The sequence below is a fragment of the Streptomyces cyanogenus genome, assembly GCF_017526105.1.
GTDB classification, from domain to species: domain Bacteria; phylum Actinomycetota; class Actinomycetes; order Streptomycetales; family Streptomycetaceae; genus Streptomyces; species Streptomyces cyanogenus.
In genome coordinates this window covers 3621866-3647500 of record NZ_CP071839.1, presented here as the reverse complement: position 1 = coordinate 3647500, position 25635 = coordinate 3621866, and the positions used below count along the sequence as shown (strand labels likewise).

Annotated in this window: 19 protein-coding genes and 2 rRNA genes (1 of these 21 running past the window's edge); 12 read left to right on the top strand and 9 right to left on the bottom strand. The window is 70.4% G+C overall.

Features of this window, described 5'->3' with window-relative positions; all coding sequences use genetic code 11:
- Window positions 1-2750: ribosomal RNA gene (locus S1361_RS16275) — 23S ribosomal RNA — on the top strand (it extends 371 nt beyond the left edge of the window).
- Between the two features lie 70 nt (window positions 2751-2820).
- Window positions 2821-2937 (top strand): 5S ribosomal RNA (rrf, locus tag S1361_RS16270).
- Between the two features lie 91 nt (window positions 2938-3028).
- Here the strand turns inward: rrf and S1361_RS16265 are convergent.
- The 5 genes from S1361_RS16265 to S1361_RS16245 are packed head-to-tail and all read right to left on the bottom strand — an operon-like array spanning window position 3029 to window position 8729.
- Window positions 3029-4339, bottom strand: coding sequence for a DUF58 domain-containing protein (locus tag S1361_RS16265; protein ID WP_208032563.1), 1311 nt, complete (start codon window positions 4337-4339; stop codon window positions 3029-3031).
- Window positions 4339-5328 carry an AAA family ATPase gene (locus tag S1361_RS16260; RefSeq protein WP_208032562.1) on the bottom strand — a complete coding sequence of 330 codons (990 nt, stop codon included), beginning with the start codon at window positions 5326-5328 and terminating at the stop codon, window positions 4339-4341. The genes S1361_RS16265 and S1361_RS16260 overlap by 1 nt, the downstream gene beginning before the upstream one ends.
- A complete protein-coding gene (locus S1361_RS16255) occupies window positions 5328-6524 on the bottom strand; it encodes a DUF4350 domain-containing protein (protein WP_208032561.1) in 1197 nt (398 codons plus the stop codon). Before S1361_RS16255 ends, S1361_RS16260 begins: the two co-directional genes overlap by 1 nt.
- Window positions 6521-7309, bottom strand: a complete 789-nt coding sequence (locus S1361_RS16250) for a DUF4129 domain-containing protein (protein WP_425086671.1) — start codon at window positions 7307-7309, stop codon at window positions 6521-6523. The genes S1361_RS16255 and S1361_RS16250 overlap by 4 nt, the downstream gene beginning before the upstream one ends.
- A 4-nt stretch (window positions 7310-7313) precedes the next feature.
- A complete protein-coding gene (locus tag S1361_RS16245; RefSeq protein ID WP_208032560.1) occupies window positions 7314-8729 on the bottom strand; it encodes a proline-rich domain-containing protein in 1416 nt (471 codons plus the stop codon).
- 140 nt (window positions 8730-8869) lie between these two features.
- Here S1361_RS16245 and mtnA point away from each other — a divergent pair, with 140 nt between their 5' ends.
- The 7 genes from mtnA (at window position 8870) to S1361_RS16210 (ending at window position 17698) form a co-directional block, all read left to right on the top strand.
- A complete protein-coding gene (mtnA, locus tag S1361_RS16240; RefSeq protein ID WP_208032559.1) occupies window positions 8870-10030 on the top strand; it encodes an S-methyl-5-thioribose-1-phosphate isomerase in 1161 nt (386 codons plus the stop codon).
- A gap of 108 nt (window positions 10031-10138) precedes the next feature.
- Window positions 10139-10828 carry a two-component system response regulator MtrA gene (gene mtrA, locus S1361_RS16235; RefSeq protein WP_187279108.1) on the top strand — a complete coding sequence of 230 codons (690 nt, stop codon included), beginning with the start codon at window positions 10139-10141 and terminating at the stop codon, window positions 10826-10828.
- Between the two features lies 1 nt (window position 10829).
- Window positions 10830-12926 carry an MtrAB system histidine kinase MtrB gene (mtrB, locus tag S1361_RS16230; RefSeq protein WP_208032558.1) on the top strand — a complete coding sequence of 699 codons (2097 nt, stop codon included), beginning with the start codon at window positions 10830-10832 and terminating at the stop codon, window positions 12924-12926.
- 85 nt (window positions 12927-13011) lie between these two features.
- On the top strand, window positions 13012-14748 hold the full coding sequence (locus tag S1361_RS16225) for an LpqB family beta-propeller domain-containing protein (RefSeq protein WP_243769525.1): 1737 nt from the start codon (window positions 13012-13014) through the stop codon (window positions 14746-14748).
- Between the two features lie 124 nt (window positions 14749-14872).
- Entirely contained in the window at window positions 14873-15742 is an 870-nt protein-coding gene (locus S1361_RS16220) for a ComF family protein (RefSeq protein ID WP_208032557.1), read from the top strand.
- Between the two features lie 313 nt (window positions 15743-16055).
- Window positions 16056-16748, top strand: coding sequence for a ribosome hibernation-promoting factor, HPF/YfiA family (gene hpf, locus S1361_RS16215; protein WP_425088022.1), 693 nt, complete (start codon window positions 16056-16058; stop codon window positions 16746-16748).
- Window positions 16749-16951: 203 nt separating this feature from the next.
- The gene (locus tag S1361_RS16210; protein WP_059249857.1) at window positions 16952-17698 is read left to right on the top strand and encodes a response regulator; all 747 of its coding nucleotides are present in this window, start codon (window positions 16952-16954) and stop codon (window positions 17696-17698) included.
- Window positions 17699-17735: 37 nt separating this feature from the next.
- Here S1361_RS16210 and S1361_RS16205 read toward each other — a convergent pair whose 3' ends face one another.
- Both S1361_RS16205 and S1361_RS16200 read right to left on the bottom strand, forming a co-directional pair.
- A complete protein-coding gene (locus S1361_RS16205) occupies window positions 17736-18911 on the bottom strand; it encodes a winged helix-turn-helix domain-containing protein (protein WP_208032555.1) in 1176 nt (391 codons plus the stop codon).
- 68 nt (window positions 18912-18979) lie between these two features.
- A complete protein-coding gene (locus tag S1361_RS16200) occupies window positions 18980-19549 on the bottom strand; it encodes a GNAT family N-acetyltransferase (RefSeq protein ID WP_208032554.1) in 570 nt (189 codons plus the stop codon).
- Between the two features lie 249 nt (window positions 19550-19798).
- Between S1361_RS16200 and secA the strand changes: the two genes are divergently transcribed.
- The gene (gene secA, locus S1361_RS16195) at window positions 19799-22609 is read left to right on the top strand and encodes a preprotein translocase subunit SecA (RefSeq protein WP_208032553.1); all 2811 of its coding nucleotides are present in this window, start codon (window positions 19799-19801) and stop codon (window positions 22607-22609) included.
- Between the two features lie 209 nt (window positions 22610-22818).
- Here secA and S1361_RS16190 read toward each other — a convergent pair whose 3' ends face one another.
- Entirely contained in the window at window positions 22819-23298 is a 480-nt protein-coding gene (locus S1361_RS16190; RefSeq protein WP_208032552.1) for an Rv3235 family protein, read from the bottom strand.
- A gap of 334 nt (window positions 23299-23632) precedes the next feature.
- Here S1361_RS16190 and S1361_RS16185 point away from each other — a divergent pair, with 334 nt between their 5' ends.
- Complete coding sequence (locus S1361_RS16185; RefSeq protein ID WP_208032551.1) at window positions 23633-24145, top strand: DUF6912 family protein; 513 nt, start codon at window positions 23633-23635, stop codon at window positions 24143-24145.
- A gap of 59 nt (window positions 24146-24204) precedes the next feature.
- On the top strand, window positions 24205-24873 hold the full coding sequence (locus S1361_RS16180) for an HAD family hydrolase (RefSeq protein ID WP_208032550.1): 669 nt from the start codon (window positions 24205-24207) through the stop codon (window positions 24871-24873).
- Between the two features lie 34 nt (window positions 24874-24907).
- Here the strand turns inward: S1361_RS16180 and S1361_RS16175 are convergent, their stop codons facing one another.
- The gene (locus S1361_RS16175; protein ID WP_208032549.1) at window positions 24908-25474 is read right to left on the bottom strand and encodes a DJ-1/PfpI family protein; all 567 of its coding nucleotides are present in this window, start codon (window positions 25472-25474) and stop codon (window positions 24908-24910) included.
- Window positions 25475-25635: the final 161 nt, after the last annotated feature.

The window sequence follows — 25635 nt, the reverse complement described above, 5'->3', positions numbered from 1 at the left end:
ATGTAGGCGAAGGACATGCGAAAGGTCCGGCGTAGAGGGTAAGACCCCCGTAGTCGAAACGTCAGCGGCTCGTTTGAGAGACACCCAAGTAGCACGGGGCCCGAGAAATCCCGTGTGAATCTGGCGGGACCACCCGCTAAGCCTAAATATTCCCTGGTGACCGATAGCGGATAGTACCGTGAGGGAATGGTGAAAAGTACCGCGGGAGCGGAGTGAAATAGTACCTGAAACCGTGTGCCTACAAGCCGTGGGAGCGTCGGACATCAGCTTGCTGGTGTCTCGTGACTGCGTGCCTTTTGAAGAATGAGCCTGCGAGTTTGCGGTGTGTTGCGAGGTTAACCCGGGTGGGGAAGCCGTAGCGAAAGCGAGTCCGAATAGGGCGATTTTAGTAGCACGCTCAAGACCCGAAGCGGAGTGATCTAGCCATGGGCAGGTTGAAGCGGAGGTAAGACTTCGTGGAGGACCGAACCCACCAGGGTTGAAAACCTGGGGGATGACCTGTGGTTAGGGGTGAAAGGCCAATCAAACTCCGTGATAGCTGGTTCTCCCCGAAATGCATTTAGGTGCAGCGTCGTGTGTTTCTTGCCGGAGGTAGAGCACTGGATAGGCGATGGGCCCTACCGGGTTACTGACCTTAGCCAAACTCCGAATGCCGGTAAGTGAGAGCGCGGCAGTGAGACTGTGGGGGATAAGCTCCATGGTCGAGAGGGAAACAGCCCAGAGCATCGACTAAGGCCCCTAAGCGTACGCTAAGTGGGAAAGGATGTGGAGTCGCACAGACAACCAGGAGGTTGGCTTAGAAGCAGCCACCCTTGAAAGAGTGCGTAATAGCTCACTGGTCTAGTGATTCCGCGCCGACAATGTAGCGGGGCTCAAGCGTACCGCCGAAGTCGTGTCATTGCAGCATAAGCCCCAACGGGTGTTGTGATGGGTAGGGGAGCGTCGTCTGCCGGGTGAAGCGGCACTGGAAGGTAGTCGTGGACGGTTGACGAGTGAGAATGCAGGCATGAGTAGCGATACAAACGTGAGAAACGTTTGCGCCGATTGACTAAGGGTTCCTGGGTCAAGCTGATCTGCCCAGGGTAAGTCGGGACCTAAGGCGAGGCCGACAGGCGTAGTCGATGGATAACCGGTTGATATTCCGGTACCCGCTGTGAAGCGTCAAACATCGAGCATCGTGATGCTAAGGCCGTGAAGCCGTTCCGGACCCTTCGGGGAAAGGAAAGTGGTGGAGCCGCCGAACCAAGCGGTTAGTAGGTGAGTGATGGGGTGACGCAGGAAGGTAGTCCATCCCGGGCGGTGGTTGTCCCGGGGTAAGGGTGTAGGACGTCAGGTAGGTAAATCCGCCTGGCAATAGTCTGAGACCTGATGCCGAGCCGATTGTGGTGAAGTGGATGATCCTATGCTGTCGAGAAAAGCCTCTAGCGAGTTTCATGGCGGCCCGTACCCTAAACCGACTCAGGTGGTCAGGTAGAGAATACCGAGGCGTTCGGGTGAACTATGGTTAAGGAACTCGGCAAAATGCCCCCGTAACTTCGGGAGAAGGGGGGCCACGCCTGGTGATCGGATTTACTCCGTGAGCTGGGGGTGGCCGCAGAGACCAGCGAGAAGCGACTGTTTACTAAAAACACAGGTCCGTGCGAAGCCGTAAGGCGATGTATACGGACTGACGCCTGCCCGGTGCTGGAACGTTAAGGGGACCGGTTAGCTCACTTTCGGGTGGGCGAAGCTGAGAACTTAAGCGCCAGTAAACGGCGGTGGTAACTATAACCATCCTAAGGTAGCGAAATTCCTTGTCGGGTAAGTTCCGACCTGCACGAATGGCGTAACGACTTCTCGACTGTCTCAACCATAGGCCCGGTGAAATTGCACTACGAGTAAAGATGCTCGTTTCGCGCAGCAGGACGGAAAGACCCCGGGACCTTTACTACAGTTTGATATTGGTGTTCGGTTCGGCTTGTGTAGGATAGCTGGGAGACTGTGAAGCAGGCACGCCAGTGTTTGTGGAGTCGTCGTTGAAATACCAGTCTGGTCGTGCTGGATGTCTAACCTGGGTCCGTGATCCGGATCAGGGACAGTGTCTGATGGGTAGTTTAACTGGGGCGGTTGCCTCCTAAAGGGTAACGGAGGCGCCCAAAGGTTCCCTCAGCCTGGTTGGCAATCAGGTGTTGAGTGTAAGTGCACAAGGGAGCTTGACTGTGAGACCGACGGGTCGAGCAGGGACGAAAGTCGGGACTAGTGATCCGGCGGTGGCTTGTGGAAGCGCCGTCGCTCAACGGATAAAAGGTACCCCGGGGATAACAGGCTGATCTTCCCCAAGAGTCCATATCGACGGGATGGTTTGGCACCTCGATGTCGGCTCGTCGCATCCTGGGGCTGGAGTCGGTCCCAAGGGTTGGGCTGTTCGCCCATTAAAGCGGTACGCGAGCTGGGTTTAGAACGTCGTGAGACAGTTCGGTCCCTATCCGCTGTGCGCGTAGGAGTCTTGAGAAGGGCTGTCCCTAGTACGAGAGGACCGGGACGGACGAACCTCTGGTGTGCCAGTTGTTCTGCCAAGGGCATGGCTGGTTGGCTACGTTCGGGAGGGATAACCGCTGAAAGCATCTAAGCGGGAAGCCTGCTTCGAGATGAGGACTCCCACCCACTTGATGGGGTAAGGCTCCCAGTAGACGACTGGGTTGATAGGCCGGATCTGGAAGCACGGTAACGTGTGGAGGTGACCGGTACTAATAGGCCGAGGGCTTGTCCTCAGTTGCTCGCGTCCACTGTGTTGGTTCTGAAACCACGAACAGCCAACGGTTGTTGATTGTTTCATAGTGTTTCGGTGGTCATAGCGTGAGGGAAACGCCCGGTTACATACCGAACCCGGAAGCTAAGCCTCACAGCGCCGATGGTACTGCAGGGGGGACCCTGTGGGAGAGTAGGACGCCGCCGAACAATTTTTGAGAAAACCCCCGCACTTCGGTGCGGGGGTTTTCTGCGTTCTGGAGGCTTTGGCGTCCCCGAAGGGACGCGGCAGGAAAGCCGTTCAGAGCCGACCCGCCGCCTTCAGAGCCAGATAGGCGTCCGCCAGCGCAGGCGCCAGATCCTCCGGAGTCGCGTCCACCACCGTCACTCCATGACGACGGAGCTGTTCCGCCGTACGCCGACGCTCGCTCTGCGCCTGAGCCGCTGCCGCCGCCTCGTACACGGCCTCCGTGTTGCCCCTGCCCTGAGCCATGCGGGCAATGTGGGGGTCTGCTACCGACGCGACCAGAACGGTGTGGCGTTGAGTGAGCTGCGGGAGCACAGGCAGCAGACCCTGTTCCACCGGTGCCGCGTCCAGCGTCGTGAGGAGCACGATCAGGGAACGCCGGGGGGCGGTGCGCAGCGCGCTGGCGGTGAGGCCACGGGCGTCGGTCTCGACGAGTTCCGGTTCGAGCGTTGCCATCGCATTGACCAGGGAAGGAAGCACGTCGCCTGCCGAGCGGCCCTGGACCAGGGCGCGCACCCGGCGGTCGTAGGCGAGCAGGGCGACGCGGTCGCCGGCCCGGGAGGCGAGGGCCGCGAGCAGCAGGGCCGCGTCCATGGAGGCGTCCAGGCGTGGGGCGTCGCCCACGCGGCCGGCCGACGTACGGCCGGTGTCCAGGACCAGGAGGATGTGTCGGTCGCGTTCGGGTCGCCAGGTGCGGACGGCGACGGCGGACTGGCGGGCCGTGGCTCGCCAGTCGATCGAGCGGGTGTCGTCTCCGGGAACGTACTCGCGCAGGCTGTCGAACTCCGTGCCCTCTCCACGGGTCAGCAGGCTGGTGCGGCCGTCGAGTTCGCGCAGGCGGGCGAGTTTCGAGGGCAGGTGCCTGCGGCTGGTGAACGGGGGCAGGACTCGTACTGTCCAGGGCACCTTGTGGGCGCTCTGGCGGGAGAACAGACCGAGGGGGCCGTAGGAGCGGATCGTGACGCGGTCGGCCCGGCGGTCGCCGCGGCGGGTGGGGCGCAGCCGGGTCGTCATGCGCCGGCGTTCGCCCGGCGGCACGGTGAGCCGGTGCCGGGAGGCTTCGGCCTCCGTGCCCGACAGCCAGCTGCTCGGCGGCCAGGCGTCCCGCACCTGGGCCCGCAGCGGGCGGCGGGACGGATTGGTGATCGTGAGTGTGACGTCTGCGGTGTCCCCGAGACGGGTGGAGGTGTCGCCGGAGCGGTCCAGCAGGAGACGCCGTACCGGTGCGGCCAGCGCGTAGTCGCAGGCACAGGCCAGGGCCAGGGGGCCGTTGACCGCGAGGATGCCCGTCCAGCCCGGTTCCAGGATGCCGACGGGGATCGAGCCGAGGGCCGCGAGGAGGGCGGCGCGTCCGGTGAGTGCCATCAGCGGGGGACCGGGACGTGGGCGAGGATGGCGTTGATGACCGAGTCGGCGGTCACGCCCTCCATCTCTGCCTCGGGGCGCAGCTGGACGCGGTGGCGCAGGGTGGGCAGCGCGAGGGCCTTCACGTCGTCGGGGATGACGTAGTCGCGGCCGGTCAGCCAGGCCCAGGCGCGTGAGGTGGCGAGCAGGGCGGTGGCGCCGCGCGGGGAGACGCCCAGGGCGAGCGAGGGCGACTCGCGGGTGGCGCGGCAGATGTCCACGACGTACGCGGTGATCTCCGGGGACACGGTCGTCTTGGCGACGGCGGCGCGGGCCGCTTCCAGGTCGGCGGGGCCGGCGACCGGGCGTACCCCGGCGGCGCGCAGGTCGCGCGGGTTGAAGCCGGAGGCGTGCCGGGTGAGCACGTCGATCTCGTCCTGGCGGGACGGCAGAGGGATCGTCAGTTTGAGCAGAAACCGGTCGAGTTGGGCTTCGGGGAGGGGATAGGTGCCCTCGTACTCGACCGGGTTCTGGGTGGCGGCGACGAGGAACGGCTCGGGAAGCGGGCGCGGGGTGCCGTCGACGGTGACCTGGCGTTCCTCCATGGCCTCCAGGAGAGAGGACTGGGTCTTGGGCGGGGTGCGGTTGATCTCGTCCGCCAGGAGGAGGTTGGTGAAGACCGGGCCCGGCTGGAAGGAGAACTCGGCGGTGCGGGTGTCGTAGACGAGGGAGCCGGTGATGTCGCTCGGCATCAGGTCCGGGGTGAACTGGACGCGCTTGGTGTCGAGTTCGAGAGCGGATGCGAGAGCGCGGACGAGCAACGTTTTGGCGACCCCGGGGACTCCTTCCAGTAGGACGTGTCCGCGGCAGAGGAGGGCGACGACGAGGCCGGTCACGGCGGGGTCCTGGCCGACCACGGCTTTGGCGATCTCGGCGCGCAGGGATTCCAGGGAGGCGCGTGCGGTGCCCGCGTCTCCGCTCTGCCCGGCGTTGTCAGTGGTCGGGTCCATCATGAACGGCGTACCTCTCTTTCGAGGGCGTCGAGTTGGTCGGTGAGTGCGATGAGGGCCGCGTCGTCGCCGGGCGGCGGTCCGAAGAGGAGGGAGTGCAGGGTCTGTCCGTCGCCGGAGAGGTGGGCGGACAGGGCGGGGAGCAGGGCCTCGGGCGCGTGCGCCTGTGCGGCGGGGACGCCCACGAGGGGGGCGAGGCGGGTGCGGGTGGCGGCGCGCAGAGCGGCGGCCGCGCGGTCGCGGGCGTTGGCCTTGCGGTAGAGGCGGGCGCGGCCTTCGGCGGTCTCCGAGGCGCGGATCGCGACGGGGAGTTTCTCGGGCACGAGCGGGCCGAAGCGGCGGGCCCGCCAGAAGGCGGCGAGGGCCGCGGCGATGAAGAGCTGCAGGGTGGCCCAGAGCCATCCCGAGGGGAGCAGGTCGAGGAGGTTCTTCCGCTCACCGCTGTCGGTGGTGGCGGTGTCGGACAGCGCGGGGAGGTACCAGACCAGATGGGGGCGGGAGCCGAGGAGTTGAAGGGCGAGCGAGGCGTTGCCCTGCTCGTCGAGACGGTCGTTGTAGAGGATGTCGGGCGCGCCGAGTACGACGGTGTCGCCCCCTCCGGAGGCCGCGGGGACGCGCAGCAGGGTGGCGAGGCGTTCGCCGGGGTAGCAGGAGTCGGCGTCGAGGTGGGTGGTGGTGTAGCGGATGCCGCCGGTGTCGGCGGTGCCCGCGCGCCTGGCTTCGGGCAGGGCGCAGTCCGGGGCGAGCGTGTCCTCACCGCTGGTGGCGGGGTCCGCGGTGACTCCGGGGGCGAGCCGTTCGACGGACCAGCTGCCGGCCGCGACCAGGATGGTCCGCCCGCCGGAGGGTGCCGTCGCCGCGTGGAGCTCGCTCTGTTGGCGGTGGGTCAACCGGTCGGGTACGGCGACCAGCAGGGTGGTGTCCGGGCCGGCGGCGGCACGGGCCGCACCGAGCGAGGTGACCACGCGGGTGGAGACGCCTCGCTCGGCGAGGAGTTGTGCGACGGCGCGGCTGCCGTAGGGGTCGGCGGAGCGCGGGTCGAGTTCCCCGTGCCGTGCGGTGGAGCGTACGGCGGCCATGGCGACGGCGGCGACCAGGATCACGACGACGGCGAGCGCGATGCCGCGTGCCCGGGTCCACACCTGACGGCCGGTCGGTGCGATGGAGGTGTTCGCCGGGGTTGCCTCGGTGGTCACTCGGCTGCCCCCTGCCGGGCATTCTGCGCCGGACCGGTGGCGCCGGCGGGGCTGTCGGCGAGGGTCGGCCTGGCGCGTTCCAGGTCGCGGTCGAGTTCGGCGAGTCGGTGGTACGACTGCTCTCCGGCCCTGCGTCCGCCGTATGTGACGTCGTCGAACTCGTGGGCGGCGGCGCGCAGTCGGTCCGTGTGTGCGGGGAGGACACGGCCGGCCTCGGCGGCTGCTTCGTCGGCGGTGCGGCCGGGGCGTACGTCGAGCAGGGCCCGTTCCTCCAGGGAGCGGACGATGGCCCGCATACGCTCCTGGACGGCCTGGTTCCAGTGGCCCTGGGCCGCGTGTGCCTCGCTGGCCGCGCGGTGTTCGGCGGCGCTGCGGGCGCGCTCGTCGAACAGTACGGCGGTGGAGACGGGCTGGCGGCGGGGGATGCCCAGGCGCCACCACAGGGCGGCCAGGACGGCGACGACGAACAGGATCACGACGAGCAGGCCGACCGTGCCGCCAGGGGTCGCCGAGGCGGCTGCGCCGAACAGCCGGTCGACCCAGTCCCAGAACGCGTTCAGGGCGCGCTGGAGCAGGCTGGGATCGTTCTCGTGGTACATCCGCTTGGACAGCTCACGCCGGGCTGCCTCGCGGGCGGGATCACGTGGGATGGTCACCGGGGGCTCGTCTCCCGAGCCGCCGGCCGCGAGCACGGCCCGGTCCGGCACGCCCAGCAGCCGCCGTACGACCGAGGCGGCGGCGCCCGATGGGGTCGCCGCCGTGAGAACTGCCCCCGTGACGCTCACCGCATCAGCTCCCGGGGACGGGGCCGGGGGCGCCGGGGCCGTACCCGTGGACACCGGCGGCGCGGGCCAGTTCGAGGTCGAGGGCCTCGCGGCGGATGCGCAGGTCGATGTAGAGGAGCACGGTGACGCCGGCGCTGATCGGAAGGGTGAGCGTGGTGCCGATCACGGAGCCGATCCCCCTGATGATCAGGAACGCCCAGCCGACGTGTTCGCCGCTGGTGCCGAGGAAGTTCGCCATGCCGTCGCCGCTCACGGCGGCTCCGATGAGGGCGAACGGGATGGTGACGATCGCGGAGACGATGTTGGCGATGAGCCAGGCCAGCAGCTGGATGCCGAGGACGCGCCACCAGGAGCCGCGTACGAGCTTGGCGGAGCGGCTCATGGACTTGGTGATGCTCTGGCGTTCCAGCATCAGGGCGGGGGCGGCCAGGTAGTAGCGGATGGCCAGCCACACCGCGACCACGGCGCCGCCGAGGATGCCGAGGGCGAACAGTGCGGCTCCGCCGGCGCCGCTGCCGCCGGCGACCAGGACCAGGAAGCCGGGCAGGGAGCCGGCGACGATCACACCGACGGTGATCAGGCCGAGCAGGATGAGCAGCCCGGCCAGCTTCGGGATCTGCGGGCGGGCCTCACGCCAGGCCTCGCCGGTGCTGACCGGTCTGCCGAGCACGGCGCGGCTGGTGATGGTCGTGAGCAGGGCGGTCGCGACGATGACGGCGGCCGCGGAGATCACCGTGACGATACCGGCGCCGATCATGGACGCGCGCAGGGCGCGGAGCACGTCGTCGGGGGTGGCGGTCCGGCTGTCGAGCTGTGTGCCGGCGAGGGCGTCGTTGAGGAAGAAGCCCTGCACGAGGATGAGGCAGGTGTCCGTGACCGCGGCGACGGCCAGCGCGATGCCGAGGACCGTGCGCCAGTAGGTGCGCATGGTGGACACCGCGCCGTCGAGGATCTCGCCGACGCCGAGCGGGCGCAGCGGGATGACACCGGGCTTGGCCGCGGGCGGGGGGCCGCCCCAGCCGCCGCCCCAGGCGGGGTAGCCGCCGGGGGTGCCGTAACCGCCGTGGCCGGGTGGCGGGCCTCCGTAGCCGGCGGGAGGGCCGCCGTAGCCACCGCCGTGGCCGCCGTAGCCGCCGGGGCCCGGGCTGCCGGGCTGCCGGCCGCCCCAGCCCGGGCCGGGCGGTGGGGGCGGCGGCGCGTGGCCGGGGCTGGGGGCACCGGTGGGGGCCGGCCACTGGCCGGGTGGCGGCTGCTCCTTGGACCATTTCCCGCCTGGGCCCTGCGCGTCCGTGCCCGGCTGGGGCGCGGGTCCGGTGGCGCCGGGGCGGTCGGCGGGCTCGGCGGGGCCGGACGCACCGGGTTCCCGACCCTCGGACGACGGGGCGGATCCGGGCGAGGCCCAGCCCGGAGTGTCTGTCATCGAAGCTCCTTCTCGGTGCCCGTCCGCGGTCGCGGCGGCAGGTTGGCAGCCATCGTGCCATGGGCTGGTCACCGGGGGATCGGCCGCGGTGGGGGCTGGACTCCTTCAATTGTCCGCCGTATCCGGGGCAGACTGACGGCATGGCTGATCAGCAGGAGCGAACCAGCGGGGACAGGCGGCCGACCGAGATACCTGCGATCCGATGGGAGGAACCACCAGAAGGTCCCGTACTGGTCCTTCTCGATCAGACGAGGCTCCCGGCCGAAGAGGTCGAGCTGGTGTGCACGGACGCGGCGGCGCTGGTGGAGGCGATCCGTTCGCTCGCCGTGCGCGGGGCGCCGCTGCTCGGGATCGCGGGGGCGTACGGCGTCGCGCTCGCCGCCGCGCGCGGCTTCGACGTGGCCGAGGCGGCCCGGGCGCTGGAGGGAGCCAGGCCCACCGCGGTGAACCTGTCCGTCGGGGTGCGCCGGGCCGAGGCCGCGCACCGGGCGGAGCTGGCCCGGACCGGCGACCCCACCGCCGCCGCGGTGGCGGCGCTGGCCGCGGCGCGGGCGCTGCACCAGGAGGACGCCGAGGCCAGCGCCCGGATGGCTGCCCATGGGCTGGCGCTGCTGGACGAGCTGCTGCCCGGCGGCGGGCACCGGATCCTGACCCACTGCAACAGCGGTTCCCTGGTGTCGGGCGGGGAGGGCACGGCCTTCGCGGTGGCCCTGGCGGCGCACCGGGAGGGGCGGCTGCGGCGGCTGTGGGTGGACGAGACGCGTCCGCTGCTGCAGGGCGCTCGTCTGACGGCGTACGAGGCGGCCCGCAGCGGCATGGCGTACACACTGCTCACCGACAACGCGGCGGGTTCCCTGTTCGCGGCGGGCGAGGTGGACGCGGTGCTGATCGGGGCGGACCGGATCGCGGCCGACGGTTCGGTGGCGAACAAGGTGGGGAGCTATCCGCTCGCGGTGCTCGCCCGGTACCACCATGTGCCGTTCATCGTGGTGGCGCCGGTGACGACGGTCGACCTGGACACGCCCGACGGGGCGTCCATCGAGGTCGAGCAGCGCCCCGGCTTCGAGGTGACCGAGGTCGCGGCGCCGCAGGTACCGGTGACGGGGGCCGGGGGCGGGGTTCCGGTGGCCCCTCTGGGGACCCAGGCCTACAACCCGGCGTTCGATGTGACGCCGCCCGAGCTGGTCACGGCGGTCGTGACCGAGGAGGGCGCGGTCTCGCCGGTGACGGCCGAGGCCCTGGCGGAGATGTGTGCCAGGTCTTCGGCGGGAGCGCCGCCGACGGCGCGTCGAGAGCCGTAGCGCCATCGTCGTCGATGGACAGGGGCAGACAGTGACGGCCCCGTACGACTATCGTCACCGGCCAGTGACCTCGCTCACCAGCGCCTCTGTCACTGTTACGAGAATGGGATGATGTCGTTTATGAAGGGACGAGTCCTTGTCGTCGACGACGACACAGCACTGGCCGAGATGCTCGGGATCGTGCTGCGTGGTGAAGGTTTTGAGCCGTCTTTCGTAGCCGACGGCGACAAGGCGCTGGCCGCTTTCCGTGAGAGCAAGCCCGACTTGGTGCTGCTCGACCTGATGCTGCCCGGACGGGACGGCATCGAGGTCTGCCGGCTGATCCGGGCGGAGTCCGGGGTGCCGATCGTGATGCTCACGGCCAAGAGCGACACCGTCGACGTCGTCGTGGGCCTGGAGTCGGGTGCCGACGACTACATCGTCAAGCCGTTCAAGCCCAAGGAGCTGGTGGCCCGGATCCGGGCGCGGCTGCGCAGGTCGGAGGAGCCGGCGCCGGAGCAGCTCACCATCGGTGACCTGGTCATCGATGTCGCCGGGCACTCGGTGAAGCGGGACGGACAGTCGATAGCGCTGACCCCGCTGGAGTTCGACCTGCTGGTCGCGCTCGCGCGCAAGCCGTGGCAGGTGTTCACCCGCGAGGTGCTGCTCGAGCAGGTGTGGGGCTACCGGCACGCGGCCGACACGCGGCTCGTCAACGTGCACGTCCAGCGGCTGCGCTCCAAGGTCGAGAAGGACCCGGAGCGGCCGGAGATCGTGGTGACCGTCCGTGGTGTCGGTTACAAGGCCGGGCCGAGCTGACATGTCCGGGGACAGTGCCGCTTCGGCCCCCGGCGGTTCCGGGGCCCGGCCGGGGCGGCCTGTCGGCCGGCCGGCGGCGGGTGCGCGCTTCCGGGGCCTGTTCCCCGGCGGGCTGCTGAACGGCGGGGTCCAGGGCAGCCCGGTGCTGCGGCTGTTCCTGCGCTGGGTGCGCCGTCCGCTGCTGCCGGTGATGCGGCTGTGGCGGCGCAACATCCAGCTCAGGGTCGTCGCCACCACCCTGCTGATGTCGCTGGGTGTCGTTCTGCTGCTGGGCTTCGTCGTGATCGGGCAGGTGCGCAACGGCCTGCTGGACGCGAAGGTGAAGGCGTCGCAGAGCCAGGCCACGGGCGGGTTCGCGGTGGCCAAGCAGAAGGCCGACGAGGCGGCCAGTGGCGCCGGTGCCGGTACCGACGACCGGACGCCGACCGCGGACGGGCGGCAGTCGCAGAACGTCATCCCGTGGATGAGCGACCTCGTGGAGTCGCTGTCCAGCGGTGGCGCGGGCGCCTTCGAGGTGGTGACGCTGCCCGTGGGCGACGACAGCGGCGGCGGGCGCAGCCCGCGCGGTTCCGCGAACGTCAACCCGACCTCCAGCGTGCCCGAGGCCCTGCGCGAGCGGGTCAACAGCGGTACGACGGCTGTCCAGAGCAACACGCGGATCGTCTACGACGGCGGCAAGGAATCGCAGCCGGGCCTCGCCATCGGCAAGCAGCTCAACGACCCCAACGGCCGCCCGTACGAGCTGTACTACCTCTTTCCGCTCACGCAGGAGGAGAAGTCCCTGAGCCTGGTCAAGGGCACCCTCGCCACGGCCGGGCTGTTCGTCGTCGTCCTGCTCGGCGCCATCGCCTGGCTGGTGGTGCGGCAGGTCGTCACGCCGGTGCGGATGGCGGCCGGTATCGCGGAGCGGCTGTCCGCCGGGCGGCTGCAGGAACGGATGAAGGTCACCGGCGAGGACGACATCGCCCGTCTGGGCGAGGCCTTCAACAAGATGGCGCAGAACCTGCAGGTCAAGATCCAGCAGCTGGAGGACCTGTCGCGGATGCAGCGGCGGTTCGTCTCCGACGTCTCGCACGAGCTGCGCACTCCGCTGACCACCGTGCGGATGGCCGCCGACGTCATCCACGAGGCGCGGGAGGACTTCGACCCGGTGACCGCGCGCTCGGCCGAGCTGCTCGCCGACCAGCTGGACCGGTTCGAGTCGCTGCTCGCGGACCTGCTGGAGATCAGCCGTTTCGACGCGGGCGCGGCGGCGCTGGAGGCCGAGCCGATCGACCTCAGGGAGGTCGTCCGGCGGGTGGTGAGCGGTGCCGAACCGCTCGCCGAGCGCAAGGGCACGCACATACGGGTGGTCGGCGACCAGCAGCCCGTCGTCGCCGAGGCGGATGCCCGGCGCGTGGAGCGCGTCCTGCGCAACCTGGTCGTCAACGCCGTCGAGCACGGCGAGGGCAAGGACGTCGTGGTCAAGCTCGCCGCGGCGGGCGGGGCCGTGGCCGTCGCGGTGCGGGACTACGGCGTCGGACTGAAGCCGGGTGAGGCGACCCGGGTCTTCAGCCGCTTCTGGCGGGCCGACCCGGCACGCGCGCGTACCACCGGCGGCACCGGCCTCGGGCTGTCGATCGCCCTGGAGGACGCGCGGCTGCACGGCGGCTGGCTGCAGGCCTGGGGCGAGCCGGGCGGCGGCTCCCAGTTCCGGCTGACGCTGCCCAGGACCGCGGACGAGCCGCTGCGGGGTTCGCCGATACCGCTGGAGCCCAAGGACTCGCGCCGCAACCGCGGCTTGGCCGAAGCCGGCGGGCACCGCGAGGGCGAGGAGAAGCGGGCGACCGTCCCGGTGCAGCAGGCCGGCGCCCAGGCGCCCGCGCTGCCGCCCAGGACGCCGATCGCGCCGCGGCTGACCGCCGCGACGCCCGCCGCCGACCCGACCGCCCTGCCCGGCAACGGCAACGGCGCGCGCGTGGTGCCCCGGCCCACCGGCGGCGCCCGGCGCCCGGGTGACGGGCCCGCCGCGCGTCCGGCGCCCGGGGCGAGCGCGGACCGGCCGGAGACCGCTCCGCCGAAGGACTCGACCGAGCCAGGGGAGGCATTTCGTGGCTGACCGCACGGGGGGCGCACGGCGGCGGCCGGTGCGCGCGGTGGCGTACGCCGCCCTGGGTGTCGTACTGCTGGCCGGATGTGCCTCGATGCCCGACAGCGGGGACCTGCGGGACGTGGAGTCCACGCCGCGGCAGGACACCGGCGTCCGGGTGTTCGCCATGCCGCCGGCCGACGGCGCCGGTCCGGGCGAGATCATGCAGGGCTTCCTGGAGGCCCTGACCAGCGACGACCCGGGGTACGACACGGCGCGCAAGTACCTGACGGCCGATGCGGCGGGCAAGTGGCGGCCGGAGCGGTCGACCACGGTCCTCGCGAACGGGCCGACCATCGAGACCGACTGCCGCCCGGGCGGCCGGGAGGAGACCAACAGCGTCACCTGTGTGCTGGCCGGTACCCGGGTCGCCACGGTCGACGCGCAGCAGGCCTACCAGCCCGCCGACGGCCCCTACCGCAAGAAACTGCACCTCACGAAGAACCCCAAGAGCGGGCAGTGGCGCATCGACGGGCTGCCCGACGGCGTCGTCATGGGCAAGTCGGACTTCCAGCGGAACTACACGTCCGTCGACAAGTTCTACTTCGCCTCCCACACGGCGGTCGGGGTGAGCGGACAGCCGGTGGCGGTCGCCGATCCGGTGTTCGTGCGCAGCAAGGTCGACCCGATGACCCAGATGGTCCGCTCGCTGCTGAACGGGCCCACCGCCTGGCTGGAGCCGGTGGTGAGGTCCAGCTTCCCGACCGGTACGGCGCTGCAGAAGGACGCGTCCGGGCTGGCACCGGACGACCAGAACAAGCTGACGGTGCCGCTGAACCTCAAGCCGTCGCAGGTCACCGCGGGCAAGTGCACCGAGATGGCGACGCAGGTGCTGTTCACCCTGCGGAACCTGGCGCCGACGCTGGATTCCGTCGAGCTGCGGGGGGCCGGCGACGACCGGCTGTGCGAACTGACCGAGGAGCGCGCCGAGTCGGCCGCCTGGCACGGTTCGTCCAAGCGGCCCGAATACCTGTACTTCCTCGACGGCAAGCACCGCGCCGTACGGATGCAGGCCGGCAGCACCGGCACCGGGTCGGTTCCGGTACCTGGTCCGCTCGGCGAGGGCGGCAAGAGGCTGCAGTCCGTCGCGGTGTCGCGGGACGAGCACACCGCGGCCGGGGTCGGCGACGAGGGCAGGTCGCTGTACGTGACGTCGCTGGCGTCGGACGGTTCGCTCGGTGAGCCACCGGTGACCAGTGCCGGTCCGACCCCCGCCGAGCGGCTGACCACCCCAAGTTGGGACGCCCGCGGGGATCTGTGGGTGGCCGACCGGGATCCGCACCGGCCGGGGCTGTTCGTACTGGAACAGGGCGTCGCCAAGTCGGAGCAGGTGGCCGTGCCGGACCTGCCCGGTCGGATCGAGGACGTCCGGGTGGCCGCGGACGGGGCGCGGATCGCGCTGGTCGTGGCGAAGGACGGCAAGCAGTCCCTGTTCATCGGCCGGATCCAGCGCGACGACGGCACCGGGCAGGGCATCTCGGTCGACGGACTGCGGTCGGCGGCGCCGGACCTGGAGCAGGTCAGCGCCATCTCCTGGGCCGGGGACAGCAGGCTGCTCGTCGTCGGGCAGGAACAGGGCGGCGTGCAGCAGCTGCGGTACGTGCAGGTCGACGGCTCCACGCTCGACGGTCCGGCGCCGGGCGCCCTCACCAGTGTCAAGGCGATCGCCGCGGCCGAGGACGAGCGGGTGCCGCTGGTGGCCTACTCGGAGGACGGGATCGTACGGCTGCCGTCCGGGGCGCAGTGGCAGAAGGTCGACAAGGACGGGACCGCGCCGGTCTATCCGGGCTGACCGTCGAAGCCGTCCTGGGTGACCGCCGTGCCGCCGCCGTGCCCGGTGGTGGTGCTCCGGGTTTTCCACAGGGCGTTGTCCACAGGGGTGGCCGGTCGGCGGCGGCGTTGGCACAGTGGTGGTCATGCGGGGGTGGTGGCAGGACCTCACCGACCTGGTGCTGCCGGCGGACTGCGCGGGTTGCGGTGCACCTCGTACGGTGCTCTGCGCGCGGTGCCGGGCCAAGCTCGACGCGGGCGTGTCCCGGCGGGTGCGGCCGGTGCCGGAGCCGGCCGGGCTGCCGGTGGTGCACGCGGTGGCTCCCTACGCGGCGGAGGTGCGCGCGCTGCTGCTCGCGCACAAGGAGCGCGGCGCGCTGGTCCTCGCGGGAGTGCTGGGCAGGGCACTGGCGAGGGCCGTTCGGGCAGGCCTCGGCGAGCACGGCGCCGGCGGCGGGGCGGCCGGTTCGCCGGAGTGCGGGTCCGTGCTGCTGGTTCCCGTGCCCTCCGCGCGGTGGGCCGTGCGGGCGCGCGGGCACGATCCGGTGCGGCGGATGGCGCTCGCGGCGGCCGGGGAGCTGCGGCGCACCGGGACACCCGCCCGGGTGGCGGCCGTGCTGCGTCAGCGGCGGGCCGTGGCGGACCAGGCGGGGCTGGACGCCCGGCAGCGCCTGGCGAACCTCGCCGGGGCGCTGGAGGTGAGCCCGGGCGGCGGCCGGCTGCTCGGCGCGGGCCGCGTGGTGCTCGTCGACGACCTGATGACGACGGGCGCCAGTCTCGCGGAGGCGGCGCGGGCCCTGCGGGAGGCGGATGTGTCCCGGCCTGCTCGCGGCACGGTCGTGTATGCGGCGATAACTCGGGAAGGTAGGGAGGAACGACGGACCGGTGCACGACAGGAGAGGAGCGAGTGGGTGCACAGTGCACAGGAAAAGACCGTCCCGAACGCTCTTGGCCGGAAGCTCCGTGCCGCAGTGATCGCCGCCCCTCGCGATTCATTCGAAATAAGCAGGAACTGAACGTCAACTTGCATCGTTGCAGGTGGTGACAGGCGCAATTCACCTGAACGGAGGTACGCCGCAGTAGAGGGTGACGACATCCGTCCGGGCGAGATATGTTCGGGTGTGAGGAAAGGTGCAGGCCAGGCCTCGCATATCCGAATGCCGTGCTGCGGGTTTTTCGGCAATCACCCGCACCGGTGGGGTGCAGATCTCGCCCATGGGGGAGGAGGAGGTGGAAGTCACCGAGTCCGAGGTCCGGTGATCACCGGACCTGGTGCGAAAGGGAGATGCTCCGCCGATGCAGCGGAGCGATCCGGGAACGGAGTTCTGCGTGGACATCGTCGTCAAAGGCCGCAAGACCGAGGTGCCCGAGCGGTTCCGCAAGCACGTGGCCGAGAAGCTGAAGCTGGAGAAGATCCAGAGGCTCGATGCCAAGGTGATCAGCCTCGACGTCGAGGTGTCCAAGGAGCCGAACCCCCGACAGGCCGACCGCTGTGACCGAGTGGAGATCACGCTCCGCTCCCGCGGTCCGGTGATCCGGGCGGAGGCAGCGGCCAGCGATCCGTACGCGGCACTCGACCTGGCGGCGGAGAAGCTGGATGCCCGGCTGCGCAAGCAGCACGACAAGCGGTTCTCGCGCCGGGGCTCTCGCCGGATCTCGGCGGCGGAGGTCCCCGACCACGTCCCGGACGCGGCGACACTGAACGGCAACGGCCTCCCCGTCCACGAGGAGGAGACGGACGGAGTGCCGACCAAGAAGATCGGCTCGCTGGAGGTCAAGGGAGAAGGCCCCCTCATCGTCCGCGAGAAGACCCACGTCGCCGCCCCGATGAGCCTCGACCAGGCCCTCTACGAGATGGAACTGGTCGGCCACGACTTCTACTTGTTCGTCGACTCCGAGACGAAGGAACCGAGCGTCGTCTACCGGCGGCACGCCTACGACTACGGCGTGATCCACCTCAGCACGGACCCGATGGTCACCGAGGCGCATGCCCCCGAGGCGGGTGGCACGCTGGGCGGCTGACCCACCCGGCGGAAGCTGAGCCGGTGCCCCTGGAGCGTGTGTGCGCCCCCAGGGGCACCGGTGTGCGTCCACTTCGCGCCCCGCACGTCACCTCGGTGTCGTCCGGGCATGAAATCATGGCCGCACCGGCCCAACCGGTGGGCCGCTGCCTTGGGTTGGCGATGGCACAGGACCACAGGCCACAGCCTTCAGGGGGAGGAACGATGGCGGACACCTTCGGACCGATGCGGGACGGGGATGCCGACGACGATGTCATCGGCATGGGCCCGGACGCGGGCCCGTCGCGCAAGGAGCCGATCAGGGTCCTGGTCGTGGACGACCACGCCCTCTTCCGGCGCGGCCTGGAGATCGTGCTCGCGGCCGAGGAGGACATCCAGGTCGTCGGCGAGGCGGGCGACGGCGCCGAGGCCGTCGACAAGGCCGCCGACCTGCTGCCCGACATCGTTCTGATGGACGTCCGCATGCCCAAGCGCGGGGGGATCGAGGCCTGCACCTCCATCAAGGAGGTCGCCCCCAGCGCCAAGATCATCATGCTGACGATCAGCGACGAGGAGGCCGACCTCTACGACGCGATCAAGGCGGGTGCGACCGGATACCTCCTCAAGGAGATCTCGACCGACGAGGTGGCCACCGCCATTCGCGCGGTGGCCGACGGACAGTCGCAGATCAGCCCCTCGATGGCGTCGAAACTCCTCACCGAGTTCAAGTCGATGATCCAGCGCACCGACGAGCGCCGGCTGGTGCCCGCACCCCGGTTGACCGACCGGGAGCTGGAGGTGCTCAAACTCGTCGCCACCGGCATGAACAACCGGGACATCGCCAAGGAGTTGTTCATCTCCGAGAACACCGTGAAGAACCACGTCCGCAACATCCTGGAGAAGCTGCAGCTGCACTCCCGGATGGAGGCCGTGGTCTACGCGATGCGGGAGAAGATCCTCGAGATCCGCTAGCGCGAGATCCGCCGGCGCCCGACCGGTCCGGCGGCTCCTATCCGAGGAGACCGGCGAGTTCCCGGGCGAGGGGCTCGCGCAGCTCGGGTGCGTCCACGCGCTCGACACGGACGTCCGTGCAGTTCACCCAGGTCGCCGCCTCGACCAGGGCCTGGGCGACCGCCCGGACCGTCTTCGGGCCGTCCAGGGTGACCTGCTTGGCCACCAGAGTGCGGCCCTCCCGGGCCGGGTCGACACGCCCGACCAGCCGGCCGCCGGCGAGCACGGGCATCGCGAAGTAGCCGTGGACCCGCTTGGGCTTGGGAACGTACGCCTCCAGCCGGTGGGTGAAGCCGAAGATCCGCTCCGTGCGCGCCCGCTCCCAGACCAGCGAGTCGAACGGTGACAGCAGCGTGGTGCGGTGCCGGCCGCGCGGCGGCGTCGCCAGGGCCGCCGGGTCAGCCCAGGCCGGCCTGCCCCAGCCCTCGACCTCGACCGGTACCAGGCCCGAGTCCGCGATCACCGCGTCGACCTGCTCGCCCTTGAGACGGTGGTAGTCGGCGATGTCCGCGCGCGTGCCGACGCCCAGCGACTCGCCCGCCAGCCGGACCAGGCGGCGCAGGCACTCGGTGTCGTCCAGCTCGTCGTGCAGCAGCGCGTCCGGGACCGCGCGTTCGGCGAGGTCGTACACCCGCTTCCAGCCGCGCCGCTCCACACACACCACCTCGCCGTACATCAGCGCACGCTCCACGGCGACCTTCGTGCCCGACCAGTCCCACCAGTCGTTCGTCTTCTTGGCGCCGCCCAGCTCCGTGGCGGTCAGCGGGCCTTCCGCGCGGAGCTGCTTGATGACCTGGTCGTAGGCGCCGTCGGGGAGTTCGTGGTGCCAGTGGGGGCGGTCGCGGTAGGCGCGGCGGCGGAAGGCGAAGTGCGGCCACTCCTCGATGGGCAGGAGGCAGGCGGCGTGCGACCAGTACTCGAAGGCGTGGGCGTCCGACCAGTACGCGGCCTCCACGGCCTTGCGGCCGACCGCGCCCAGCCGGGCGTACGGCACGAGCTCGTGGGAGCGGGCCAGCACGGAGATCGTGTCGAGCTGGACCGCGCCGAGGTGGCGCAGCACCCCGCGGACGCCCGCGCGGCGGTCCGGCGCGCCGAGCAGGCCCTGGGCCCGCAGGGCGATCCGGCGGGCGTCGTCCGCGGTGAGGGTGGTGGTGGGGCGCGGAAGGGTCGTCATGCGTCGGACGATAGAGGGTGCCACTGACAGCCCGCGGCGAGCTGGGCATTCACCGAAGCGGGCCGGCCTCAGGCACGCGCGGGCAGGTACGGGGCCGTGGAGGGCAGGCCCAGGTCCGAGGGGAGCAGGGAGCCGATCCAGCAGTCCCGGCGCACCCCCTTGTTGTTGATGCCGGAGCGCAGGGTGCCCTCGATGGTGAAGCCCACGCGTTCCGCCACCGCGCGGGAGGCGTGGTTGCCGACCTCGGCCCGCCATTCGACACGGTCGACACCGACCTTGGTGAAGATCCACCGGCAGGCGGCGAGCGTGGCCTCCACGACGTACCCGTGGCCGCGGTGCTCCTCGGCAGCCCAGAAGCCGACCTCGGCCGTGCCCAGCGAGCGCATGGTCAGGGCGAGCATGCCGGCCAGCTCCCCGCCGGCGAGGAAGACGCCGAAGGTGAAGACCGACCCCTGGGTCCAGCCGTCGGGGACGATCTGCTCCGTGAAGCCGATGGCGTGTTCCGGGAGGTAGGGCGAGGGGATCGTCGTCCAGCGCTGGATCTCGGGGTCCTGCGCGGCCTTGTACACGGCGTCGGTGTCGGCGGGGCCGACCGCGCGCAGCAGGAGGCGGTCCGTGGTGAGCGTGACGGGTTCCATCGCCCGATTCTGCTAGGGAGACCCTTCCCGGGCCACGGATTTTCGCGAAGGGTGACCACGTGATCACAAATCGCGTAATTCCTTGCGTCGATGCGGCACTATCCGGATGGCCCGTCCGTTGTCCCGGGTGAAGCAGCCGTCGGGCCGCCAGGCCTCCCGGCGCAGCCGGGTCCTCGCATACGATGGCCGTTGCTCAGTACGTCAGAAAACCGACCGTCCCAGGCCCGACCGGCAAGGAGACCAGCCCCCGTGTCCGTCCTCTCGAAGATCATGCGTGCAGGCGAAGGCAAGATCCTGCGCAAGCTGCACCGCATCGCGGACCAGGTCAACTCCATCGAAGAGGACTTCGTCGACCTCTCCGACGCCGAGCTGCGGGCCCTCACCGAGGAGTACAGGCAGCGCTACGCCGATGGTGAGAGCCTGGACGACCTGCTCCCCGAGGCGTTCGCCACCGTGCGCGAGGCCGCCAAGCGCGTCCTCGGCCAGCGGCACTACGACGTGCAGCTGATGGGTGGTGCCGCCCTCCACCTCGGCTATGTGGCCGAGATGAAGACCGGTGAGGGCAAGACCCTCGTCGGCACGTTGCCCGCGTATCTGAACGCCCTGTCCGGGGACGGCGTCCACCTCATCACGGTCAACGACTACCTGGCCGAGCGCGACTCCGAGATGATGGGCCGCGTCCACAAGTTCCTCGGCCTGAGCGTCGGCTGCATCCTCGCCAACATGACGCCGGCCCAGCGCCGCGAGCAGTACGCGTGCGACATCACGTACGGCACGAACAACGAGTTCGGCTTCGACTACCTGCGCGACAACATGGCGTGGTCGAAGGACGAACTGGTGCAGCGCGGCCACAACTTCGCCATCGTGGACGAGGTCGACTCGATCCTCATCGACGAGGCCCGTACGCCGCTGATCATCTCCGGTCCGGCCGACCAGGCCACCAAGTGGTACGGCGACTTCGCCAAGCTGGTCACCCGCCTCAAGCGCGGCGAGGCCGGCAACCCGCTCAAGGGCATCGAGGAGACCGGCGACTACGACGTCGACGAGAAGAAGCGCACCGTCGCCATCCACGAGTCCGGCGTGAGCAAGGTCGAGGACTGGCTGGGCATCGACAACCTCTACGAGTCGGTGAACACCCCCCTCGTCGGTTACCTGAACAACGCCATCAAGGCCAAGGAACTGTTCAAGCGCGACAAGGACTACGTCGTCATCGACGGCGAGGTCATGATCGTCGACGAGCACACCGGCCGTATCCTCGCCGGCCGCCGCTACAACGAGGGCATGCACCAGGCGATCGAGGCGAAGGAAGGGGTGGACATCAAGGACGAGAACCAGACACTCGCCACGATCACCCTGCAGAACTTCTTCCGCCTCTACGACAAGCTCTCCGGCATGACCGGTACGGCGATGACCGAGGCCGCCGAGTTCCACCAGATCTACAAGCTCGGCGTGGTCCCGATCCCGACCAACAAGCCGATGATCCGCAAGGACCAGTCGGACCTCATCTACCGCACCGAGGTGGCCAAGTTCGAGGCGGTCGTCGACGACATCGCCGAGAAGCACGAGAAGGGCCAGCCGATCCTCGTCGGCACCACCTCCGTCGAGAAGTCGGAGTACCTCTCGCAGCAGCTCAGCAAGCGCGGCATCCAGCACGAGGTGCTGAACGCCAAGCACCACGAGCGCGAGGCGCAGATCGTCGCCCAGGCCGGCCGCAAGGGCGCCGTGACGGTGGCCACCAACATGGCCGGCCGTGGTACGGACATCAAGCTCGGCGGCAACCCCGAGGACCTCGCCGAGGCGGAGCTGCGCCAGCGCGGCCTCGACCCCGAGGAGCACATCGAGGAGTGGGCCGCGGCCCTGCCCGCCGCCCTGGAGAAGGCCCAGCAGGCCGTCAAGGCGGAGAAGGAGGAAGTGGAGCAGCTCGGCGGGCTCTACGTCCTCGGTACCGAGCGGCACGAGTCGCGGCGGATCGACAACCAGCTGCGCGGTCGTTCCGGCCGTCAGGGCGACCCGGGCGAGTCCCGCTTCTACCTCTCCCTCGGCGACGACCTGATGCGCCTCTTCAAGGCCCAGATGGTCGAGCGCGTGATGTCGATGGCCAACGTGCCCGACGACGTGCCGATCGAGAACAAGATGGTCACGCGCGCGATCGCGTCCGCGCAGGCCCAGGTCGAGACGCAGAACTTCGAGACCCGCAAGAACGTCCTGAAGTACGACGAGGTGCTCAACCGGCAGCGCGAGGTCATCTACGGCGAGCGCCGGCGCGTGCTGGAGGGTGAGGACCTGCACGAGCAGATCCGGCACTTCATGGACGACACGATCGAGGCGTACGTCCGCGCCGAGACCTCCGAGGGCTTCCCCGAGGACTGGGACCTGGACCGGCTGTGGGGCGCCTTCCGGCAGCTGTACCCGGTGAAGGTCACCATCGAGGAGCTGGAGGAGGCGGCCGGCGACCGGGCCGGTCTGACCGCCGAGTTCATCGAGGAGTCCATCAAGGAGGACATCCACGAGCAGTACGAGGCCCGCGAGGCGCAGCTCGGCTCCGAGATCATGCGTGAGCTGGAGCGCCGGGTCGTGCTGTCGGTCCTGGACCGCAAGTGGCGCGAGCACCTCTACGAGATGGACTACCTCCAGGAGGGCATCGGCCTGCGCGCGATGGCGCAGAAGGACCCGCTGGTCGAGTACCAGCGCGAGGGCTTCGACATGTTCACCGCGATGATGGACGGCATCAAGGAGGAGTCCGTCGGCTACCTGTTCAACCTGGAGGTCCAGGTCGAGCAGCAGGTCGAGGAGGTCCCGGTCGAGGAAGCCCAGCCGGTGGGCGAGAGCCTGCAGGACACGGTGCCGGCCCAGTCGGGTGCGCGTCCCGAGATCCGCGCGAAGGGCCTGGACGTTCCGCAGCGGCGGGACCTGCACTTCTCCGCGCCGACGGTGGACGGCGAGGGCGGCATCGTCGAGCGTGACCTGGAGGACGAGGAGCCGGTGCGGTCCGAGTCCGACGGGCTGACTCGCGCGGAGCGGCGTCGACAGGCCAAGGGCGGGCGTCGCCGTAAGAAGTAACGTCGGCGGCGCTCAGTGGCGGCGCCGCTTGGGAAGGGCCGGGTTTCCTTGGGAGCCCGGCCCTTCCGCGTAGCCGCGCGGGTACTCCTCGGCCGACGGCCGGAGCAGTCCCCCGGCGCGCGGGAAACTCCACGACCAGCCACGACGCGCCCCCACCCGTACGGCGTCCGCAGTGCGGGTTCGCGCCCGCACCCGTACGGCGGCCCCCGCTACGACGGGCCCGTTTCCACCGCTGTGCAGCGCCAGCGGAGGTCCTTGCCGCGTTCCAGGCGGAAGGCCATGGCGCGGAGTCGGTCGCCGGCGGCGATGCGGGCGAAGACCTCCAGGGCGCCTTCGCTGGGGACGTAGTAGCCGATGTCCTGGACGACGGGGCGGGGGCCGAGCGTGCTCAGGGGGCTGCGTTCGGCGAGGCGGGCCAGGTCGTCGTAGGCGCGGCCCGCTGTGTGGCGGAGCATCCAGTGCACGGGGCGCTGGCCGCTCAGGACGGCCAGCAGACGCTCGGCGAAGAGGTCGGTGGGCCGGGGCTGCCGTGCGGCCGCTCCGGGCGGCGTGCGGGCCGCCTCCGGCCGGGCGGCCGTCGGCCGGCTGGGCATGCGGGGCGGGGCGCCGCCGGGGCGGCGGGAGTCGCGGCGGGTCGGCGGGCGGTGCCGCGGGCGGGGCTTTGCGGTACGGCTCATGACCTTGTTCATGGGGGTCCCCGTTCGGCGGGCCCGGGGGATACCGGGCGGTAACTCGCTGGTGGGGATCTTGTACGGGGTGCGGGAGGCGTCGGCAAGGAAGGCGCGGCCGGCGGGAGGAGCCCGGAATGTTCACCTATCCGAGGGGTGCGAGGCGTCCGGAACCCCACGGGCAAGGGGTGGGAGAGGGTGAATTCCGGGCCCGGAGTCGACGCTTCCGCGGGTGTGGGCAGGGGCTCGAAGGGGGACGGCCGCACGTATCCTGAAGGCCCTTCGGGAGACGCGCCAGCCGCCCTCCCCGGGGCCCAGCGGAGCCTTCGACCAGGAACAGGAAAGAGCGGCCAGCATGCGCGTCTACGTCCCCCTGACCCTTCCCGCTCTCGCCGAGGCGTACAGGACGGGAGAGCTGGGGAGCGGCCCCCTCGTCGCGTACGCCGTCACGCCCGCGCTCCGCGAGTGGTACCTCTCCGAGGACGTCGAGGAGCTGGAGTACGCGGCGCTCAGCCGGGCCGCGCTGGCCTCGCTGCGGCTGCTGGCGGCGGACCCGGACGCGGTACGGCGCCGGGTCGTGGTCGCCGTGGACGTGCCCGACCGCGCCGCCGGCGTCGACCCGGACCGCGGGCTCGAACCGTCCGCCCTCGGCGAGGTCACCGTGACGGCGGCGGTGCCGCTCGCGAAGGCGGCCGCCGTGCACGTCGACGCCGAGGACGCGGAGCCGGACGTGGCCGCGGCGGCGGACGCGCTGGAGGCGGCGGACGGCGGGGACGACGACGCGCAGTTCGTCGTGGACGGCGCGGACGACCACGAGCTGCTGTGGTACGCCACGCAGGAGATCCCCAACCTGGTCGGGCTGGGCTGACCCGGGCGCCGGTCCGGGCGGCGCCTTGACTGTCAGTGGGGGCGGGTACCGTCTTTGACATGGGGATGCACGAAAGCGCGCACATCGTCTGGGACTGGAACGGGACGCTGTTCCACGACAATGACGCGATCATCGGGGCGACGAACGCGGCCTTCGCGGAGCTGGGCCTGGCGCCGATCACGCTGGAGCAGTACCGGACGCTGTACTGCGTGCCGGTGCCGAAGTTCTACGAGCGGCTGCTCGGCCGGCTGCCGACCGACTCCGAGTGGGAGCTGATGGACGGCGTCTTCCACCGGTACTACGCCGAGCACCGGGTGCGGTGCGGGCTGACCGAGGGGGCGGAGGAGCTGCTCCTGGGGTGGCGGTCGGCGGGGCACAGCCAGTCGCTGCTCAGCATGTACGGGCACGAGGAGCTGGTGCCGCTGGTGCGGGGGTTCGGGATCGAGGCGCACTTCATACGGGTCGACGGGCGTACGGGGCCGTCCGGGGGCAGCAAGGCCGAGCACATGGTGCGGCACCTGGAGGCGCTGGCGGGGACGGTGGCGCCGGAGCGGACCGTGGTGATCGGGGACGCGGCGGACGACGCGGTCGCCGCGCGGTACGTGGGGGCGCGGGCCGTGCTGTACAGCGGGGGGTCGCACAGCCGGGAGAGTCTGGAGGGAGTGGGGGCGCCCGTGGTGGACACGTTGGCGGACGCGGTGGCCGAGGCGGGGAGGATGGCGGCGTAACCCGGGGCCCTAACCCGGGGCCCTGCGGGATACCTCAGCTCGCCGGTGCCTTGGAGCGCAGCACCTTCAGGAACTCCCGCATCCAGGCAGGGTGGTCCGGCCAGGCGCGGGAGGAGACGAGGGTGCCGTCGACGACCGCCTCGGTGTCCTGGAAGCCCGCTCCGGCCGACTGCATGTCCGGCTCCAGCGCGGGGTAGGCCGTGACCCGGCGGCCCCGCAGGGAGTCGATCGCGGCGGTGAGCAGCGGGCCGTGGCAGATCTGGGCGACCGGCTTGTCCGCGTCGAAGAACGCCTTGAGGATCTTGCGGAGTTCGGCGTCGTTGCGCAGGTACTCGGGGGCCCGGCCGCCGGGGATGACGAGGGCCGCGTAGTCCCCCGGGTCGACCTCGGAGAAGGCCAGGTCGGCGGGCCAGGTGTAGCCGGGCTTCTCGGTGTAGGTGTCGTAGCCGGGTTCGAAGTCGTGGACGACGAAGCGGAGGGTCTTGCGGGTGGGGGCCGCGATGTGGACCTCGTAGCCCTCCTCCAGCAGCCGCTGGTAGGGGTAGAGGACCTCCAGGGACTCCGCTGCGTCGCCGGTGACGATGAGGATCTTGGTGGGCATGTCGGTTCCTCCGGTCGTACTCCGGGCGGCGGTGGGACTCCGGGCACCGTGCCCCCGCCGGGCGCGCTTGCCAAGAGGGCCCGGTTGTTTTTCAGAGTGCCGCCGCGGGCGCGGGGACGCGACCGGATGACCGAGGACCTGCCCCACCGACGAGCCCGACG